This is a genomic window from Mycobacterium sp. E183 (genome assembly GCF_001667735.1).
Lineage (GTDB): Bacteria > Actinomycetota > Actinomycetes > Mycobacteriales > Mycobacteriaceae > Mycobacterium.
Genome location: NZ_LZJN01000171.1, coordinates 1 through 18852 on the forward strand (window position 1 = coordinate 1; position 18852 = coordinate 18852).

Genomic DNA, 18852 nt, shown 5'->3' on the forward strand with positions numbered 1-18852 from the left:
GCGCTGGCGGCCGAAGTGCTCGAAGGCGCCGATCGAAACGATGCGGTCGACGGGTTCGTGAAACTTCTCCCAGCCCTCCAGCAGCACCCGCCGGGTGCGGGGGGTGTCCATCTCGTCGAACGTTCTCTGGACGTGCTCGGCCTGGTTCTCCGACAACGTCAGGCCCACGACGTTGACGTCGTACTTCTCGATGGCCCGGCGCATGGTCGCGCCCCAGCCGCAGCCGATGTCCAGCAGCGTCATCCCCGGCTCGAGATTCAACTTGCCCAGCGCCAGATCGAACTTCGCATTCTGCGCCTCTTCGAGCGTCATGCCCTCGCGTTCGAAATAAGCGCACGTATAGCCCATTGTCGGATCTAGGAACAGGGCAAAAAACTCGTCCGAAACGTCGTAGATGGATTGCGATTCTTCATAGAACGGAGTCAATGTGGTCATGGGGTTCCCGATTACCCTTTCGCGTATTTAACGCGAGCATAATAACCGGAAAAACCAACATTGTCTTGACTTCGCGCGCTGGAATATCGGCGCCACGACGCCGGGCAGCTGCGCCGTCAGTAGGTGTAGAAGCCCTGGCCGGTTTTCTTGCCCAGCCGGCCCGCCTCGACCATGCGCAGCAACAGCGGCGGCGGACCGTAATGCGGTTCCTTGAACTCCTCGAACATCTTGTCCGCGATCAGCTTCAGGGTGTCCAGGCCCACCAGATCGGACAGTCGCAGCGGGCCCATCGGGTGTGACAGCCCGGCGACAACCGCCTTGTCGACGTCTTCGACGGTGGCAAAACCCGCCTCCACCATGCGAATTGCGGACAAGAGGTAGGGCACCAGCAGGGCGTTGACGACGAAGCCCGACCGGTCCGAGCAGCGCACCACCTGCTTGCCCAGGACGGCGCTCGCGAATTCCTCGGTTCGCGCGGCGGCGGCTTCGTCGGTGACCAGGGTGCTGACCAACTCGACCAGCGGGAGCACCGGGACCGGGTTGAAGAAGTGCAGACCCAGCACCCGCTGCGGATTCTTGGTGGCCGCTGCGATCTTCATGATCGGAATGCTGGACGTGTTGGACGCCAGCACCGCATCGGGATCGGTGACGACGGCGTCGAGTTCGGCGAACACCTTGGCCTTGATGGCATCGTCCTCGATGATCGCCTCGATGACGAGCTGGCGGTCGGCGAGGTCCTTCAGATCGGTGGTGAAGGTGAGCTGGCTCAGCGCCCGGTCGCGTTCCCGCTCGGTCACCTTGCCCGCGCTGACGCCGCGCTCCAGGGACTTCACGATGCGGTTGCGCCCGGCCGTGATCAGCGCCTCGGTGGTCTCGAACACCGTCACGTCGACGCCGGCTCTGACCGCGACTTCGGCGATGCCGGATCCCATCTGGCCGGCCCCGACCACCCCTACCCGCTGAATCGCTGCGTCGCTCACTGTCGTCTCTTTCGGTGTCGTATCGTCTTGCACCGCAATAGGCCCCGCCCAGGTTCGCTGGGCGGGGCCAATGCTACTTCACGGTGAGCAGCCGCAAACTCGCACGATCTGGATCGCAGCGGTGCGAGTTCGCGCCTGCTCGGCTCCGGAAGGAATCAGTGACTCAAGCCATCGGTTTCACTTCGTCCTCGCGGGCCTAAGCCCGCTCGTCCTCAGTGAAACTGACCCTCTTCGGTGGAGCCGGTCAGCGCGGTGGTCGACGAAGTGGGGTCGACCGTGGTGGCGATGCGGTCGAAGTAACCCGCACCGACCTCGCGCTGGTGCTTGGTCGCGGTGTAACCGCGCTCCTCGGCGTCGAACTCGCGCTCCTGCAGCTCGACGTAAGCCGTCATCTGGTTGCGGGCGTAGCCGTAGGCCAGATCGAACATCGAGTAGTTCAGCGCGTGGAAGCCGGCCAGCGTGATGAACTGGAACTTGAATCCCATTGCGCCCAGCTCCTTTTGGAACTTGGCGATAGTCGCGTCGTCGAGGTGCTTCTTCCAGTTGAACGACGGCGAGCAGTTGTAGGCCAGCAACTGGTCGGGGAACTCGGCCTTGACGCCCTCGGCGAACTTGGCGGCCAGCTCGAGGTCCGGGGTGCCGGTCTCCATCCAGATCAGGTCGGAGTACGGCGCGTAGGCCTTGGCCCGGGCGATGCAGGGCTCGAGGCCGTTGCGCACCCGGTAGAAGCCCTCCTTGGTCCGCTCGCCGGTGATGAACGGCTGGTCGCGCTCGTCGACGTCCGAGGTGATCAGGGTGGCCGCCTCGGCGTCGGTGCGGGCGATCACGACGGTCGGCACGTCGGCGACGTCGGCCGCCAGGCGGGCCGAGGTCAGCGTGCGGATGTGCTGCTGGGTCGGGATGAGCACCTTGCCGCCGAGGTGGCCGCACTTCTTCTCCGAGGCCAGCTGGTCCTCCCAGTGCGAGCCCGCGACGCCCGCGGCGATCATGGCCTTCTGCAGCTCGTAGACGTTGAGCGCGCCACCGAAGCCCGCCTCGCCGTCGGCGACGATCGGCGCCAGCCAGTTCTCCACCGAGGTGTCGCCCTCGACCTTGGCGATCTGGTCCGCGCGCAGCAGCGCGTTGTTGATCCGGCGCACGACCTGCGGCACCGAGTTGGCCGGGTACAGGCTCTGGTCCGGGTAGGTGTGGCCGGAGAGGTTGGCGTCACCGGCGACCTGCCAACCCGACAGGTAGATGGCCTTGAGGCCGGCGCGGACCTGCTGGACGGCCATGTTGCCGGTCAGCGCGCCGAGCGCGTTGACGAACTCGAGGTCGTGCAGCTGGCTCCACAGCACCTCGGCGCCGCGGCGGGCCAGGGTGTTCTCCTCGACCACGGTGCCCTGCAGGGCGACGACGTCCTCGGCGCTGTAGGTGCGGGTGACACCCTTCCAACGGGGGTTGGTGTCCCAGTCCTTCTTGATCTGTTCGGCGCTCTTGGGGGTGCCAACGGCAGACATTGGGCATGCTCCTTAACGAATCTTCACTACTGAGTTGGTGAACGCTGCACCGGCGGTAGCTAGAGGCTCAACTTCGCTGGTGTGCTAATTCGAAGATGACACAGCCTGACCACGCATTTCCACCCATTTCATTTGCCAATTTCGGCAACGACTCGGGGGGATTTAGCGAATGTTGCGAAGATAAACGGAAACTGAACCGTTTCAGAAACTACCCGCTGGTAACCGGAATCCCCAGGTCAGCCGGGAAATTAACGGGACACTTGTCCGGTTAGCGGGAGAAGATCGCGGCGACCGCTTTCGTCTCGTCGCCGACCGCATATGTGAGCGTTGTAACAGTGCGATCGGTGAGGTTGGGGCCGAACTGATCGGTCGAACCGGGCGGGTGGACGTGCGAGATGATCTCCAGCTTGTCGCCCAGCGCCACCGGTGCCTCGTGCTCGATCGTGATGCGCAGCGGGAGACGCATCAGCTCCAGGTGCGAAGCCAGGTAGTCCTCGATCACGCTCCAATAGACCGAGTTGTTCATGTGGTCGAACAAGTCGATGTCGGTGACCCGGACGGGGAACTCGTGGATCTCCGCGGCGTCGTCGCGGCTGCCCGGCTTCAGATAGCCCTTCCAGCGCAGCCGGTCGATGGACGTCGTCTTGTGCAGGCCGGCCAGGAAGTCGTCGGAGATGCGCGACGGCATCTGGGTCTCCCGGTTGATGTTGATCCAGAAGGCCTCGGATTCGATCAGCCCGCCCTTGCGTCCGTCGACGCGAACCCGCATCTCACACCACCGGTTCGACGTGCCCGAACACCACCGGCGGCACCGCAGCATGTCCTGAAACTCGATCGGCCGGATCAGGTCCAGCATCGTGCGGCGCACGATCCACAGCGGATGGGTTTCCTCGAAGCCCATCTCGCGCAGCTGATCCTGTCCGATGTCCTGGATGTGCCGGCACGCGGCGTCCAGCCGCAACCGGCCGGTGCGGTCGATGTCGGCCACCCGCAGCGGCCACTCGCGGTCGAAGACATCGGGGTGTCCGTCGGGAACCGGCATCAGTTCTTTGTCCAGGCTCACGGCTTAACTCCCCGTTTCCTCCTCGTGGGCGCCTCAGGCTAGCCCTGCGGTCTCGTTGCGAATCATGCCAACGACCTGTGCCAAAAACCAATCGCGACGCGTCCGCGGCCCCGTGCGAACCCTGCCAACATCCGCTTAGCAACCCGCTATCCTGGGCAAAGTGTCCAAGACGTTCGTCGGCTCCCGCGTCCGCCAACTCCGCAACGAGCGCGGGTTCTCCCAGGCCGCTCTGGCCCAGATGCTGGAAATCTCGCCGAGCTACCTCAACCAGATCGAGCACGACGTCCGGCCCCTGACCGTGGCCGTGCTGCTGCGGATCACCGAGGTGTTCGGCGTGGACGCGACGTTCTTCGCCTCCCAGGACGACACCCGGCTGGTCGCCGAGCTGCGCGAGGTCACCATGGACCGCGACCTGGACATCGACGTCGACCCGGCCGAGGTGGCCGAGATGGTCGGCTCACATCCCGCGCTGGCCCGCGCGGTCGTCAACCTGCACCGGCGCTACCGGATCACCACGGCGCAGCTGGCCGCGGCCACCGAGGAGCGGTACTCCGATGGCAGCGGCACCGGATCGATCACCATGCCGCACGAGGAGGTGCGCGACTACTTCTACCAGCGGCAGAACTACCTGCACGAGCTGGACACCGCCGCCGAGGACTTGACGATCCAGATGCGACTGCACCACGGTGATCTGGCCCGCGAACTGAATCGCCGGCTGACCGAGGTGCACGGCGTGCACATCAACAGGCGGATCGATCTCGGCGACACCGTGCTGCACCGGTATGACCCCGGCACCAAGACGCTGGAGATCAGCAACCACCTCTCGCTCGGCCAACAGGTGTTCAAGATGGCGGCCGAACTGGCCTACCTCGAGTACGGCGATCTGATCGACACCCTGGTGGAGGAGGGCAAGTTCACCAGCGACGAGTCGCACACGCTCGCCCGGCTGGGGCTGGCCAATTACTTCGCCGCGGCGGCGGTGCTGCCCTATCGCCAATTCCACGACGTCGCAGAGAATTTCCGCTACGACGTCGAACGGTTGTCGTCCTTCTACTCGGTGAGCTACGAGACCATCGCGCACCGCCTCTCGACCCTGCAGCGACCGTCGATGCGGGGCGTGCCGTTCTCCTTCGTCCGGGTGGACCGGGCCGGCAACATGTCAAAACGGCAGTCCGCCACCGGCTTTCACTTCTCCTCCAGCGGCGGCACCTGCCCGCTGTGGAACGTCTACGAAACGTTCGCCAACCCGGGCAAGATCCTGGTGCAGATCGCCCAGATGCCCGACGGACGCAACTACATGTGGGTGGCCCGCACCGTGGAGCGCCGCGCCGCCCGGTATGGTCAGCCGGGTAAAACCTTCGCGATCGGCCTGGGTTGCGAGTTGCGCCACGCGCACCGGCTCGTCTACTCGGAAGGACTCGACGTCTCGGGAGGACCAGGAACAGTGGCCACACCGATCGGTGCGGGTTGCCGTGTCTGCGAACGCGACAACTGCCCGCAGCGGGCGTTCCCGGCCCTGGGCCGCGCCCTGGATCTGGACGAGCACCGCAGCACGGTCTCCCCGTATCTGGTGAAGCAACCGTGACCGCGCCTCAAGGTGGTCGCATCCCCTCGGGGCGGTTCCGCGAACTTGGGCTGATCAACTGGATTCTCGCGAAGTCGGCCGCCCGCAAGGTCCGCGCGCCCGAGATGCACCTGTTCACCACCCTGGGCCAGAACAAGTTCCTGTTCCTGGTGTGGAGCATCTACAGCGGCCGCGTGCTGCGCGGCCGCCTGCCGGCGATCGACACCGAGCTCGTGATCCTGCGCGTCGCGCATCTGCGCGCCTGCGAGTACGAGCTGCAGCACCATCGCCGGATGGCCGCCAATCAGGGCCTCGACGCGGACCTGCAGGACGCCATCTTCGCGTGGCCCGAGCGCCTGGACCGCGTGGAGGCGCGCCTGACCGTGCGCCAGCAGGCGCTGCTGAACGCCACCGACGAGTTCGTTAAGGACCGCACCATCACCGACGCCACCTGGCAGCAGCTCGCCCAGCACCTGGACCGGCGTCAGCTCATCGAATTCTGCTTGCTGGCAAGCCAATACGACGGCCTGGCCGCGACCATGTCGGCCCTGGCCATCCCGCTGGACAACCCGCGCCAGACCGGCCCCGCTCAGAGGTAGACGTTGGCCAGGACGGCCAGCGTCAGCAGCAGCGGCGGCACGGGCAACCCGAACCCGAATCCCGACCACGCGTATTTACGCCGCCGCCGCAAGAACGACGCCCACATCGTGGCGCAGACCGCCAGCGCGAGCGACAGCAGCAACACCGTCGGGGCCCACTGGCCCACCGCCGCGTTGTCGTCGGCGATCGAAAATGCCACCAACCACAGGACATAACCTGCGGCGAGGCCGCCGATCGCCCCCAGAACGATGTCGCTGCGCATGGGCCCTAGAAGTTGATCATGTGGCCGGTCAGGCCGTGGAAACACTCCTGCAGCGCCTCGGACAAGGTCGGATGGGTGTGGACGTTGCGGGCCAGCTCGGTGGCGGTCAGGTCCCACTTCTGCGCCAGGGTCAGCTCGGGCAGCAGCTCGGACACGTCGTGGCCGATCAGGTGCCCGCCCAGCAGCTCAAGGTGTTTCGCGTCGGCGATCAGCTTGGCGAAGCCGGTGGGGTCGCCCAGGCCGTGCGCCTTGCCGTTGGCGGTGAACGGGAATTTGGCCACCACCACGTCGTAGCCCTCGTCGCGGGCCTGCTGCTCGGTCAGCCCGAAGCTGGCCACCTGGGGCTGGCAGAACGTCGCGCGCGGCAGCATCCGGTAATCGCCAAGCGCCAAGGTCTCTGCGCCGGCGATTGTTTCGGCCGCCACCACGCCCATGGCCTCGGCGACGTGAGCGAGCATCAGCTTGCCGGTCACGTCCCCGATCGCGTAGATGTGCGGCACGCTCGTGACCATGTAGTCGTTGATCCCGATCGCCTTGCGGTCGGTCAGCGCGACGCCGGTGTTCTCCAAGCCAAAGCCCTCGACGTTGGGGGAAAACCCGATGGCCTGCAACACTTTCGCGGCCTTGAGTTCCTGCGTGTTGCCGTCCTTGCTGACGGCGACGGTGACCTCGGAGCCGTTGTCGGAGATCGACTCGACCTTGGTGCCGGTGAGGATCTTGACGCCCAGCTTCTTGAACTGCTTCTCCAGCTCCTTGGACACGTCGGCGTCCTCGTTGGGCAGCGCGCGCGGCAGGAACTCCACGATGGTCACGTCGACGCCGTAGTTCTTCATCACGTAGCCGAACTCCATGCCGATCGCACCGCAACCGGCGATGATGATCGACTCCGGCAGGTCCCGGGACAGAATCAGTTCCTCGTAGGTCACCACGTTCTCCGACAGCGACGTCCCGGGCACCAGCCGGGTGCTGCTGCCGGTGGCGATGATCGCGTTGTCGAACGTCACGGTGTCGGTGCCGCCGTCGTTGAGCTCAACGGACAACGTGTTGGCGTCGGTGAACCGGCCGTACCCGTGGATCTCGGTGATCTTGTTCTTCTTCATCAGGAAGTGCACGCCCGCGACCCGGCCCTCGGCCACCTTGCGGCTGCGGTCGAAGGCGACGCCGTAGTCGAAGGTCGCGTCGCCGTTCATCCCGAACGTCGCGGCCTCCTTGGTGAAGATGTGCACCAGCTCGGCGTTGCGCAGCAACGCCTTGGACGGGATGCAGCCGACGTTGAGGCAGACTCCGCCCCAGTACTTCGGCTCGACGACTGCGGTGTTGAGGCCAAGCTGCGCGGCGCGGATGGCTGCGACATATCCGCCGGGACCGGCCCCGAGGACGACGACGTCAAAATGGGTCACGGCCCCTACCCTAATGGCCGCCCGGCCGGGGCGTTAATACGGAATGAGGCCGACGAGGCAGTGGCCCACCCGCGCGCAGTGGTAATAGCCGAGCAGGGGCGCCGCGGCGGCCAGGGAGGCGAAGGGTCCGGACATCACCGCCAGCGCGAGCGCCGAGACCAGCGGCCTGCCCTCGACCATCGCGAGCAGCACGCCGGCGACGGCGCACGCCACCACATAGACCAGCACCACGAACAGCGCCGGGGTCGCGTCCGCCGAGTGGTACCACCAATAGAACAGGCCGAGGCCGAGGACCGCGGCCAAGCACCACACGCCGAGCGCGACCAGCAGCAGCTTCCACCACTTCAGGTAGAGGTAGCGGCCGGGGACGGTGACCGGTTGCACCGGCGTGGCGGCGGATTCGGTGGCCGCATCGGCATCGCCGGCGGGCGGCTCGGACGTCGGGGGCTCGTCCGGCGCCGCCGCCGGGCGCTCGCCGGCGTCCTCGTCGGAATCCGAGAAATCCGGCTGCCACGACTGAGTGCCAGGGCCTTCGTCGTCGTCGGAGAAGTCGGGCTTCCACGACTGGGTGCCCGGGCTCGACGGGGTGTCGTCGTCAGCCACGTGATGTCACCTGGAGGGCGACCAGGACGCCGAACCAGCCCGGGGCCACCGCCAAGGCGAACGCGCCGAGCATCGTCACCCACCGGCGTCCGGAGAAAAGGATCGTCACCAGCCCGGCGACGCTCGGAATCCCAACGACCAGCGCGAGGGCGAAGGCCGGGCGGATGCTCCCGTGGACCGTCCCGGCGAATCCCACCCCCGCCAACAGCCCGACCGCGGCGCCGACCAGCATGGCGCCGGCCAACAACCGCGGGCGCGGGAGGGGGATCACGCCTTCGAGGTTACTGCCGTCACCGACCCGGAGGGCACGTTCGCGCCGCCGTGTCAGTCACCACCTGACCGCGCGCCGAAGGGCGCTCGCCGCGTTCGTAATCGGCGCCGGTGATGACCGGCGTGGCCCGCAGCTCAACCTGTTCGTCCTCGGTGAAGACGCGGCCGCGGGACAAGAAACGCAGCCCTTCGGGGGCTTCCACGCTGAACCCGCCGCCACGGCCGGGAACCACGTCGATGACCAGCTGGGTGTGCTTCCATGCCTCGTACTGCGGGCCCGAGATCCACACCGGCACCCCGTCCCCGACGTCGAGCACGCCGAGCAACACGTCGCGGTCGCCGACCAGGAAGTCATCCCGCGGATAGCACATCGGCGACGACCCGTCGCAGCACCCGCCGGACTGGTGAAACATCAGCGGGCCGTGTTTCTCCTGCAGGCGCGCCAGCAGTTCGGCGGCGCCGGCGGTGACCACGACGCCGGGGACCATCAGAAGAATCCCTGCGCCTTGTCCGAGTAGGACACCATCAGGTTCTTGGTCTGCTGGTAATGGTCGAGCATCATCTTGTGGTTCTCCCGGCCGATGCCGGACTGCTTGTAGCCGCCGAACGCGGCGTGCGCGGGATAGGCGTGGTAGCAGTTGACCCACACCCGGCCGGCCTGGATGTCGCGTCCGGCCCGATAGGCGGTGTTGCCGTCGCGGCTCCACACCCCGGCGCCCAGGCCGTAGAGGGTGTCGTTGGCGATCGAGATCGCGTCGTCGTAGTCGGAGAACGACGTCACCGTGACGACGGGACCGAAGATCTCCTCCTGGAAGATCCGCATCTTATTGTTGCCGGCGAAGATGGTGGGCTGCATGTAGTAGCCGCCCGACAGGTCGCCGCCCAGCTCGGCCCGCTCGCCCCCGGTGATGATCTTGGCGCCCTCGTCCTTGCCAATCTCGATGTAGGACAACACCTTTTCCAGCTGATCGTTGGAGGCCTGCGAGCCCAACATGGTCTCGGAGTCCAGCGGGTCGCCCTGCCGCACCGCCTTGGTCCGGATGGCCGCCAGCTCGAGGAACTCGTCGTAGATGTCGGACTGGATCAGGCTGCGCGACGGGCAGGTGCACACCTCGCCCTGGTTCAGGGCGAACATGGTGAAGCCCTCGAGGGCCTTGTCCTGGAAGTCGTCGCCCTTGGCCATCACGTCGGAGAAGAAGATGTTCGGGCTCTTGCCGCCGAGTTCCAGCGTGACCGGGATCAGGTTCTGCGAGGCGTACTGCATGATCAGCCGGCCGGTGGTGGTTTCACCGGTGAACGCCACCTTGGCGATGCGGTTGCTCGACGCCAGCGGCTTGCCCGCCTCGGCGCCGAATCCGTTGACCACGTTGACCACGCCGGCCGGCAACAGGTCGCCGATGAGCGACATCAGGTAGAGCACCGAGACCGGCGTCTGTTCGGCGGGTTTGAGCACGACGGCGTTGCCGGCCGCCAGCGCAGGCGCCAGCTTCCAGGTGGCCATCAGGATCGGGAAGTTCCACGGGATGATCTGCCCGACCACCCCGAGCGGCTCGTGGAAGTGGTACGCGACGGTGTTCTCGTCGATCTGCGACAGCGAACCCTCCTGCGCCCGGATCGCCCCGGCGAAGTATCGGAAATGGTCGACCGCCAGGGTGATGTCGGCGCCGAGCGCCTCGCGGATCGGTTTGCCGTTGTCCCAGACTTCGGCGACCGCCAGCGCGGCCTTGTTCTCCTCGATGCGGTCGGCGATCTTGTTCAGGATCAGCGCCCGTTCCGCGGGGGCGGTCTTGCCCCACGCCTTCGCCGCCCCGTGCGCGGCGTCGAGCGCCTTTTCGATGTCGGCCTCGTCGGACCGGGCCACCTCGCAGAACGGCTGGCCGGTCACCGGTGTCGGGTTCTCGAAGTAGCGGCCCTGCGCCGGCGGCACCCACTGCCCCCCGATGAAGTTGTCGTAGCGGGATTCGTACGACATCAAGGCCCCAGCGGAACCTGGACGTGCGAAAACAGTCATCTGCTCGGCCCTTCGCTCGTCGGTGTAATACACCTCACACTACCGCCGGAGGCCACAATGGCGTCCATGACCTCACACGCCGCCGCCGACCGCGAAGATGCCCAAGACCCCTACCTGTGGCTCGAGGATGTCACCGGCGACGAGGCGCTGGATTGGGTGCGGGCGCGCAACGAACCGACGCTGGCGGCGTTCCGCGACGCGGAATTCGAGCGGATGCGCGTCGAGGCGCTCGAGGTGCTCGACACCGATGCCCGCATCCCGTACGTGGTCCGCCGCGGCGAGTACCTGTACAACTTCTGGCGCGACGCCGCCAACCCGCGCGGGCTGTGGCGGCGCACCACATTGGACAGCTATCGCACCGACGCCCCCGAGTGGGACGTGCTGATCGACGTAGACGAACTGGGGCGAGCTGACAACGAGAAGTGGGTGTGGGCAGGCGCCCGTGTCATCGAACCGGAGTACACGCGCGCGCTGGTCTCGCTGTCCAGGGGCGGCTCGGACGCCTCCATCGTCCGCGAATTCGACATGGCGACACGCCAATTCGTCGCCGATGGTTTCGCGCTGCCGGAGGCCAAGTCCCAGGTCGCCTGGGTGGACCCCGACACCGTGCTGGTCGGCACGGATTTCGGCGACGGCTCGCTCACCGATTCGGGCTACCCCCGCGTGATCAAGCGGTGGCGCCGCGGCACCGCGCTGACCGATGCGGAAACCGTGTTCGAGGGCGCCCCCACCGACGTCAGCGTGTCCGCGACGGTGGACCGAACCGAAGGCTTCGAGCGCACGGTGTTGGGGCGGGCCCTGGACTTCTGGAACGAAGAGGTCTATGAACTGCGGGGCCCGGAGCTGATCCGGATCGACGCGCCCACCGACGCGAGCTTGTCGATACACCGCGAATGGCTGTTGATCGAGCTGCGCACCGACTGGTTCTACGGCGCCCAGAGCTACCCCGCCGGTTCTCTGCTGGCGGCCCGTTACGACGAATTCCTCGCGGGCACGGCCGAATTGAGTGTGGTGTTCTCGCCCGACGAGCACACCGCCCTGAATCACTACGCATGGACGCGGGACCGGTTGTTGATGGTCAGCCTCGCCGACGTGGCAAGCCGCGTGGAAATCGTCACGCCGCCCTCGTCACGCGGCGACTGGCGCCGTGAGCCGGTCGCCGGCATTCCGGAGGCGACCAACACCGTCGTCGTCGCCGCCGACGACAAAGGCGACGAGTTCTTCCTCGACTCGAGCGGATTCGTCACACCCTCCCGGCTCATGCGCGGCACCGGCGCCGGCCCACTCGAGCAGGTCAAGTCGGCGCCCGCCTTCTTCGACGCCGAAAACCTCTCCGTGGCACAGCATTTCGTGGAATCGGACGACGGCACCTCGATCCCTTACTTCGTGGTGCGGCCGGCCGACGCGGCGGGCCCGGGCCCGACCATGCTGTACGGCTACGGCGGCTTCGAATCCGCGAACACCCCCGCCTACAGCGGCGTGCTCGGCCGGCTCTGGCTGGCCCGTGGCGGCACCTACGTGCTCGCCAACATCCGTGGCGGCGGCGAGTACGGCCCCCGCTGGCACACCCAGGCCATGCGCGAGAACCGGCACAAGGTGGCCGAGGACTTCGCCGCGGTGGCAACGGATTTGGTGAACCGCGGCATCACGACCGTGGATCAGCTCGGCGCGCAGGGCGGCAGCAACGGCGGCCTGCTCATGGGCATCATGCTGACCCGGTACCCCGACAGATTCGGTGCGCTGGTGTGCAGCGTCCCGCTGCTGGACATGAAGCGCTACCACCTGCTGCTGGCCGGCGCGTCGTGGATGGCCGAATACGGCGACCCCGACGACCCGGGTGACTGGGCGTTCATCTCCGAATATTCGCCCTATCAGAACATTTCGGCGACGCGCCACTACCCACCGGTGCTGATGACCACCTCGACCCGCGACGATCGCGTGCATCCGGGCCATGCGCGAAAGATGACGGCCGCCCTAGAGGCGGCCGGGCACCCCGTCTTCTACTACGAGAACATCGAGGGCGGGCACGCCGGCGCGGCCGACAACCAGCAGGTGGCGTTCAAGTCGGCGCTCACCTATTCGTTCCTGTGGCGGATGCTGGCCGGCCCATTGACCGGGTCATAAGATCGTCGACGTGTCCGCGACCCAACGCATCGAACTCACCCTGCTGGCGACCGGATTGATCTTCGTGCTGGTTTCGGCGGCGCAGGCGCGCTACCGGTTCATCGGTGACCGCCGGGCCGGCCGGCGGTTCTACTGGGCGACCGCGGCGATCGGCACCGTGTGTTTCGCGATCGGCACGGGCAAGCTCTGGCCCAACGCCGTCTGCGTGGCGGTGATCTTCACCGGCCTGGTCGTCATGTCGGCCTACCTGACGACGCCCTATCTCAAGATCGGTGACCGCATCTACGCGTCGTCGCCGGAAAACCGACAGCCCGACCCCTAAGGAAGCCATGCCAGGGAGCGACTTCCAGACGCTGCTGTACACCACGGCCGGCCCGGTGGCCACCATCACGCTGAACCGTCCGGAGCAGCTCAACACCATCGTGCCGCCCATGCCCGACGAGATCGAGGCGGCCGTCGGGCTGGCGGAGCGCGACCCGCAGATCAAGGTCATCGTGCTGCGCGGCGCCGGCCGCGCCTTCTCGGGTGGCTTCGACTTCGGCGGCGGCTTTCAGCAGTGGGGCGAGGCCATGATGACCGACGGCCGCTGGGACCCCGGCAAGGACTTCGCGATGGTCACCGCCCGTGAGACGGCGCCGACGCAGAAGTTCATGGCGATCTGGCGGGCGTCCAAGCCGGTGATCGCCCAGGTGCATGGCTGGTGCGTCGGCGGGGCCAGCGACTACGCGTTGTGCGCGGACCTGGTCATCGCCAGCGAGGACGCGGTGATCGGCACACCGTACAGCCGGATGTGGGGCGCATACCTGAGCGGGATGTGGCTCTACCGGCTCAGTTTCGCCAAGGTCAAGTGGCATTCGCTGACGGGCCGGCCGCTGACCGGCGTCCAGGCGGCCGAGATCGAGCTGATCAACGAGGCGGTGCCGTTCGAACGCCTGGAGGCCCGGGTCGCCGAGATCGCCGCCGAGCTCGCGCGCATCCCGCTGTCGCAGCTGCGGGCGCAGAAGCTGATCGTCAACCAGGCCTACGAGAACATGGGGTTGGCGTCCACCCAGACGCTGGGCGGCATCCTCGACGGCCTGATGCGCAACACTCCCGACGCGCTCGATTTCATCAACACGGCCGAAACCCAGGGCGTGCGGGCGGCCGTCGAGCGCCGCGACGGCCCGTTCGGCGACTACAGCCAGGCCCCGCCGGAGCTGCGGCCCGACCCCTCACACGTCATCGTGCCTGATCGGGACCAATGCTGAGACAAACTAGGAACCTGGCGGCCGCCGGTCAAAAAGTGTTACCGTTACAGCTATGTCTCGGCTGAACACCGGCTTGCGCGCAGGCGCCGCCTTCCTCGCCCTCGGCATCGCCGCGGCGGTCTTCCCGAAGACCGCCGTCGCCGATTCGACGGAGGACTTCCCGATTCCGCGCAGGATGATCAACACCACGTGCGACGCCGAGCAGATCATGGCGGCAACCCGCGATACCAGCCCGGTGTACTACCAGCGCTACATGATCGACTTCAACAACCACCCGAACGTCCAGCAGGCGACGATCGACAAGGTGCACTGGTTCTACTCACTGTCGCCGGAGGACCGCCGCACCTACTCCGAGAACTTCTACAACAACGACCCGCTGTGGTACGCGTGGCCCAACCACATGAAGCTCTTCTTCAACAACAAGGGCGTCGTCGCGAAGGCCACCGACGTGTGCGCCCAATACCCGCCCGGCGACATGTCGGTGTGGAACTGGGCCTAACGCCTCAAGAATCCGCGCGTCCCTGAGAGGAAGGGGACGCGCGGATTTTTTTGTCCCGCAGGGTCAGCGCGGCTGTACCACTCCGCCCGCCGGACGCTCCTCGACGTTCTTGAGAAGGAATTCGCGCACGGCGGGACGCGGTCCGTACGGTCGCAGCATGGTGCTGGCCGGGCGTGGCCGCACGTGCTGCGGCCACCAGAACCAGCGCCCGAGCAAGGTGGCCAGCGACGGCGTCATGAACGACCGCACGATCAAGGTGTCGAATAGCAGACCCAGCGCGATCGTCGTGCCCACCTGGGCCATCACCAGCAACGGGCTGAACATGAACGTGGCCATGGTGGCGGCGAAGACCAGACCGGCGGAGGTCACCACCGAGCCCGAACCGGCCATCGCGCGGATCGTCCCCGTTCTGAGCCCGGCGTGGATTTCCTCCTTGAACCGAGATATCAGCAACAGGTTGTAGTCCGAACCGACCGCCAGCAGCAGGATGATCGCCATCGCCAGCACCATCCAGTGCAACTTCATGCCCAGGATGTACTGCCAGAGCAGCACGGAGAGTCCGAATGAGGCGCCCAGTGACAGCAACACCGTGCCGACGATCACGAAGGCCGCCACGACGCTTCGGGTGATCACCAGCATGATGATGAAAATCAGTGTGGCTGCGGCAATTCCGGCGATCAGCAGGTCGATGTCGGAGCCGTCGTGCATGTCCTTGTACGTCGCGGCGGTACCGCCGAGGTAGACCTTGGAGCCCTCCCAGGGCGTGCCCTTGATGGCCTCGTGCACGGCCTGTTTGATCGGCTCGATGTGGCTGATACCTTCTGGACTCGCCGGGTCGCCTTCATGGGAGATGATCAACCGGACCGCGTGCCCGTCCGGTGAAATGAAGTTCTTCAAACCCCGCGCGAAATCCGGGCTCTTGAACGCTTCCGGCGGGAGGTAGAACGTGTCGTCATTCTTCGCTTTGTCGAAGGCGTCACCTTGCGCGGTGGCGTTGTCCGCCTGCGCTTTCGCCTGTTCGTTGAGCCCCATCGTGGTCGCGTAGTTCGACATGATGGTGTCGAGGTTGCGCTGCTGACTCTCGATCTGCGGCGGGATGAGCGCCACCAACTCCGGCTGAATCCGGTCCAGCTTGTCCAGATTCGCGCTGAGCTCCACGATGTTCTGGGCCACCTGGTCGATGCCGTCGAGCGCGTTGAAGACCGACCGTAGCGCCCAGCAGACCGGGATGTCGTAGCAGTGCCGCTCCCAGTAGAAAAAGCTGCGGATCGGCCGCAAGAAGTCGTCGAAGTTGGCGATGTCGTCGCGCAACGCCTCGGTGATCTTCACGGTTTCTTTGGTGAGCCTGGTGGTTTCGTGGGTCGTGTTGCTGAGGTCTTGGGTCACCCGCATCTGTTCATGCAGGGTGGCCATGGTCTTCTTCAGCTCGTCGGCCTGCTTGAGCAGGTTCGCCGCCTGCTCGTCCTGATAGTGCTGGGTCTGGATCCGCCCCGCGGCTTGTGCGCTCATCTGAAAACCGAGGGTGCTGTGGTCGAGTGGCGTGCCCAACGGCCGGGTGATGGTCTGCACCCGGCCGATGCCGGGGATGTGGAAGACCGCCTTGGCAACCTTGTCCAGGACTAGGAAGTCGGCCGGGTTGCGCAAGTCGTGATCGGTTTCGATCATCAACAACTCGGGATTGAGCCGAGCCTGGTCGAAGTGCCGGTCCGCGGCGGCATAGCCGACATTGGCCGGGGTGTCCGCCGGCAGGAAGTGGCGGTTGTCGTAGTCCGTCTTGTAGCCGGGCAGGGCGAGCAGGCCAACCAATGCGATCCCGATGGTCACCGCGAGAACCGGGGCGGGCCAGCGGACGACCGCGGTGCCGATGCGACGCCAGCCCTGAGTCGCCAGCTTGCGCTTCGGATCCATGAGCTTGAAGAACGACGCGACGGTCAGCACTGCGGGGCCCAGGGTCAACGCCGCGAGCACCGCTACCAACATGCCGATGGCGCACGGTGCGCCCAATGACTGGAAATACGGCAATCGGCAGAAGCTCAAGCAGTACATCGCGCCGGCGATGGTCAGGCCCGACCCGAGCACGACATGCGCGGTGCTATGGAACATGGTGTAGAAGGCTTGTTCGCGGGTCTCGCCCAGACCGCGGGCCTCGTGGTAGCGGCCGACCACGAAAATCGCGTAGTCCGTTCCGGCGGCGATCGCCATCAACACCAACAAGTTGTTGGCGAACGTGGAGAGTCCGATGATTTCGTAGTTGGCCAGCAAGGCAACGACGCCGCGAGCCGCGGCCAACTCGATGAACACCATCGCCAGCATGATCAGCATGGTGGCCACCGAGCGGTAGACGAACAGCAGCATCACCACGATCACCAAAAAAGTGACAAGGGTGACGAGCGCGACGCCCTTCTCGCCCGCGTGAGACTGGTCGGCGAACAGCGGACCCGCGCCGGTGACGTATGCCTTGATTCCCGGCGGCGCGGGCACCGAGTCCACGATCTTGCGCAGGGCCAGGGCAGACTCGCTGGCCTGCCCGCTGCCCATGTTGCCGGAGAGGTAAACCTGGACGTACGCGGCCTTCTGGTCGTGGCTCTGGGAACCCGCCGCCGTCAGCGGATCACTCCAGAAATCCTGCACGTGCTGAACGTGCTTCTTGTCTTGCTCGACGCGCCTGACGATCTCGTCGTAATAGCGGTGCGCTTCTGCCCCGAGGGGCTTGTCGCCCTCCAGCAAGATCATGGCCGAGTTGTCGGAGTTGAATTCTTTGAACGTCGATCCGACCTTCATCATCGACTGAAAGGAAGCCGCGTCAGTCGGACTCATCGACACCGAGTGGTTTTTGGCGACCGCCTCCAGCTGCGGGGCCGCGGTGTTCGTGACGAACACGATGGCCAACCAGATCAGGACGATCGGCAGGGCGAGCCGGTGGATCATCCGCGGCAGGAACGGCGGGATCAGCGGCTGCGAGATTGGCGGCGCGGCAGATTCAGCCTCACTTGGCTCGCTCATGCGGACTTGTCCAGGCAGTAGACGAAGGGGTTCACGTTTTCGTTGGAATCTGAGCGATTCGGGGCCTTGATGACGTCACCGTGCCCGTCGTGGTTGTTCACGACGAATTGGCAGGCGATCCAGCTGCCGTCTCCCTGCGCGATCAGGTTTGCCGGGATGCCGGGCTTCGTGGAACTCAGCACGATGCTCCACGGCAGGGGCACGTTGAGGGCCTGTTGCGGATGGGAGTTCTCGTCGAGGTAGTTGATGGTTGCGGTGCTGCCCGGTGAGCCCCAGACCTGGAGCGTGATCGTCTTGGCGTTGAACTCATCGAGCACCTCGCCCGACGTGCCGCCACCGAACGAACCCTTGTGAACACCGAAGACGCCGTGCAATCGGTAGACGACGAATCCGGACAGCGCGACGACAGCCGCGATCGTGAGCACCAACCAGGACCGCCCCAACAGCCCCCTCTTCCCGGCGCGCCGCGGAGCGGCATCGTTTCCCTTCCCGCCGGCAGAGCCTTGTCTCTCGAGCGGCTCGGTTCTTGGCTCAGTCGTCGTCATGGGCACCCCAAGTCCTTCCCCCTGATCATGGCTTCTCCGCGATGAGGCCGACGCACGTCGCCGTCAGCAAGCGGGTGAGGGCCGAGGCGAAGTCCAGATTCCATTCGGGCGGAATCACTTCCGGCTCCTCGGCATAGGCATCGTTGAGGCGCTCCGGCGGGTTGGCGACCTGCCACAGCGTGGCCGCCAGCGAGTACGCGGCGAGCAGAATGTCGAGCGACCCCGAGCGGCCGAGTTCGGGCAGCGCGCTCTCGATGGAATCGGCGAGCGAGAGCGTGGCGGCGGTGCTGATGCGCTTGACCTCCACGACCCGCTCGACGTCCACCTCGTGCTCGAGGTGGAGGTGCAGGTTGGCCAGCAGGTCGCAGAACAGCGGGTCCTGGGCGAGGGCGTCGGCCAGTGTCTCGGCGATTTGCGGCGGCGACTTGCGGCCGGGTGCGGCGAGCTTCTCGGACACCGTGTTCGACCAGCGCACCCACCCTTCGGCGGACAGGTGCAGCAGCACTTCCTTGTGCGAGGTGAAGTAACGACGGACGGCGGAGTAGTGAATGCCGGCCCGATTGGCGACGGCGGTCAACGTGACCGACGCGACGCCGGTCTCGAGCGCCAGTGAACGCGCGGCTTCCACGAGTGCCTCCGCACGTTGGCGCTTCTTCTCCTCGGTGCGGGCGCGCTGGAAGGTTAACTGCGCCACCGGCCGAGCGTAACGCACATTGTGTGATTTGCATAACGCACGGGACGTGACTT

Annotated in this window: 19 protein-coding genes; 6 read left to right on the forward strand and 13 right to left on the reverse strand. The window is 66.0% G+C overall.

The window, feature by feature from the left end:
- The 4 genes from A5691_RS20460 to A5691_RS20475 form a co-directional block, all read right to left on the reverse strand.
- Positions 1–435, reverse strand: a 435-nt coding sequence (locus A5691_RS20460) for a class I SAM-dependent methyltransferase (RefSeq protein ID WP_156675509.1), incomplete at its 3' end; no start/stop codon positions are given.
- Between the two features lie 116 nt (positions 436–551).
- Entirely contained in the window at positions 552–1415 is an 864-nt protein-coding gene (locus tag A5691_RS20465) for a 3-hydroxybutyryl-CoA dehydrogenase (RefSeq protein ID WP_067755542.1), read from the reverse strand.
- Between the two features lie 212 nt (positions 1416–1627).
- Positions 1628–2914: an isocitrate lyase gene (gene aceA / locus A5691_RS20470; protein ID WP_067755546.1), complete on the reverse strand. Its 1287-nt coding sequence runs from the start codon at positions 2912–2914 to the stop codon at positions 1628–1630.
- A gap of 268 nt (positions 2915–3182) precedes the next feature.
- On the reverse strand, positions 3183–3977 hold the full coding sequence (locus A5691_RS20475; RefSeq protein WP_067755550.1) for an acyl-[acyl-carrier-protein] thioesterase: 795 nt from the start codon (positions 3975–3977) through the stop codon (positions 3183–3185).
- 160 nt (positions 3978–4137) lie between these two features.
- On the opposite strand from A5691_RS20475, the gene ramB reads away from it, so the two are divergent.
- Together ramB and A5691_RS20485 are read left to right on the forward strand one after the other, a co-directional pair.
- The gene (gene ramB / locus A5691_RS20480; protein WP_067755553.1) at positions 4138–5562 is read left to right on the forward strand and encodes an acetate metabolism transcriptional regulator RamB; all 1425 of its coding nucleotides are present in this window, start codon (positions 4138–4140) and stop codon (positions 5560–5562) included.
- Positions 5559–6140 carry a carboxymuconolactone decarboxylase family protein gene (locus A5691_RS20485; RefSeq protein WP_067783246.1) on the forward strand — a complete coding sequence of 194 codons (582 nt, stop codon included), beginning with the start codon at positions 5559–5561 and terminating at the stop codon, positions 6138–6140. The genes ramB and A5691_RS20485 overlap by 4 nt, the downstream gene beginning before the upstream one ends.
- Here the strand turns inward: A5691_RS20485 and A5691_RS20490 are convergent.
- The 6 genes from A5691_RS20490 to A5691_RS20515 are packed head-to-tail and all read right to left on the reverse strand — an operon-like array spanning position 6131 to position 10687.
- On the reverse strand, positions 6131–6403 hold the full coding sequence (locus A5691_RS20490) for a hypothetical protein (protein ID WP_067755559.1): 273 nt from the start codon (positions 6401–6403) through the stop codon (positions 6131–6133). The genes A5691_RS20485 and A5691_RS20490 overlap by 10 nt on opposite strands.
- A 5-nt stretch (positions 6404–6408) precedes the next feature.
- Positions 6409–7803 (reverse strand): dihydrolipoyl dehydrogenase, encoded by a 1395-nt coding sequence (gene lpdA / locus A5691_RS20495; RefSeq protein ID WP_068015130.1) that lies wholly within the window; start codon positions 7801–7803, stop codon positions 6409–6411.
- Between the two features lie 33 nt (positions 7804–7836).
- Positions 7837–8406, reverse strand: a complete 570-nt coding sequence (locus tag A5691_RS20500) for a hypothetical protein (RefSeq protein WP_068015133.1) — start codon at positions 8404–8406, stop codon at positions 7837–7839.
- Positions 8399–8677, reverse strand: coding sequence for a putative holin (locus tag A5691_RS20505; protein ID WP_067755570.1), 279 nt, complete (start codon positions 8675–8677; stop codon positions 8399–8401). The genes A5691_RS20500 and A5691_RS20505 overlap by 8 nt, the downstream gene beginning before the upstream one ends.
- A gap of 19 nt (positions 8678–8696) precedes the next feature.
- Positions 8697–9164 carry a DUF779 domain-containing protein gene (locus A5691_RS20510; protein WP_068015136.1) on the reverse strand — a complete coding sequence of 156 codons (468 nt, stop codon included), beginning with the start codon at positions 9162–9164 and terminating at the stop codon, positions 8697–8699.
- Complete coding sequence (locus A5691_RS20515) at positions 9164–10687, reverse strand: aldehyde dehydrogenase family protein (RefSeq protein WP_067755583.1); 1524 nt, start codon at positions 10685–10687, stop codon at positions 9164–9166. Before A5691_RS20515 ends, A5691_RS20510 begins: the two co-directional genes overlap by 1 nt.
- A 66-nt stretch (positions 10688–10753) precedes the next feature.
- Between A5691_RS20515 and A5691_RS20520 the strand changes: the two genes are divergently transcribed.
- From A5691_RS20520 to A5691_RS20535, 4 genes are read left to right on the forward strand one after another with little or no spacing between them, the layout of a single operon-like run.
- Positions 10754–12811 (forward strand): prolyl oligopeptidase family protein, encoded by a 2058-nt coding sequence (locus A5691_RS20520; RefSeq protein ID WP_068015139.1) that lies wholly within the window; start codon positions 10754–10756, stop codon positions 12809–12811.
- A gap of 10 nt (positions 12812–12821) precedes the next feature.
- Positions 12822–13133, forward strand: coding sequence for a hypothetical protein (locus A5691_RS20525; protein ID WP_067755577.1), 312 nt, complete (start codon positions 12822–12824; stop codon positions 13131–13133).
- A 7-nt stretch (positions 13134–13140) separates the two neighbouring features.
- Positions 13141–14058: a crotonase/enoyl-CoA hydratase family protein gene (locus tag A5691_RS20530; RefSeq protein WP_067890280.1), complete on the forward strand. Its 918-nt coding sequence runs from the start codon at positions 13141–13143 to the stop codon at positions 14056–14058.
- 52 nt (positions 14059–14110) lie between these two features.
- Positions 14111–14557 (forward strand): DUF5078 domain-containing protein, encoded by a 447-nt coding sequence (locus A5691_RS20535; RefSeq protein WP_067311930.1) that lies wholly within the window; start codon positions 14111–14113, stop codon positions 14555–14557.
- A gap of 63 nt (positions 14558–14620) precedes the next feature.
- Here A5691_RS20535 and A5691_RS20540 read toward each other — a convergent pair whose 3' ends face one another.
- From A5691_RS20540 to A5691_RS20550, 3 genes are read right to left on the reverse strand one after another with little or no spacing between them, the layout of a single operon-like run.
- A complete protein-coding gene (locus A5691_RS20540; protein WP_067890283.1) occupies positions 14621–17560 on the reverse strand; it encodes an RND family transporter in 2940 nt (979 codons plus the stop codon).
- Complete coding sequence (locus A5691_RS20545; RefSeq protein ID WP_067747993.1) at positions 17557–18105, reverse strand: MmpS family transport accessory protein; 549 nt, start codon at positions 18103–18105, stop codon at positions 17557–17559. Before A5691_RS20545 ends, A5691_RS20540 begins: the two co-directional genes overlap by 4 nt.
- Before the next feature lie 25 nt (positions 18106–18130).
- A complete protein-coding gene (locus A5691_RS20550; protein WP_156669875.1) occupies positions 18131–18817 on the reverse strand; it encodes a TetR family transcriptional regulator in 687 nt (228 codons plus the stop codon).
- Positions 18818–18852: the final 35 nt, after the last annotated feature.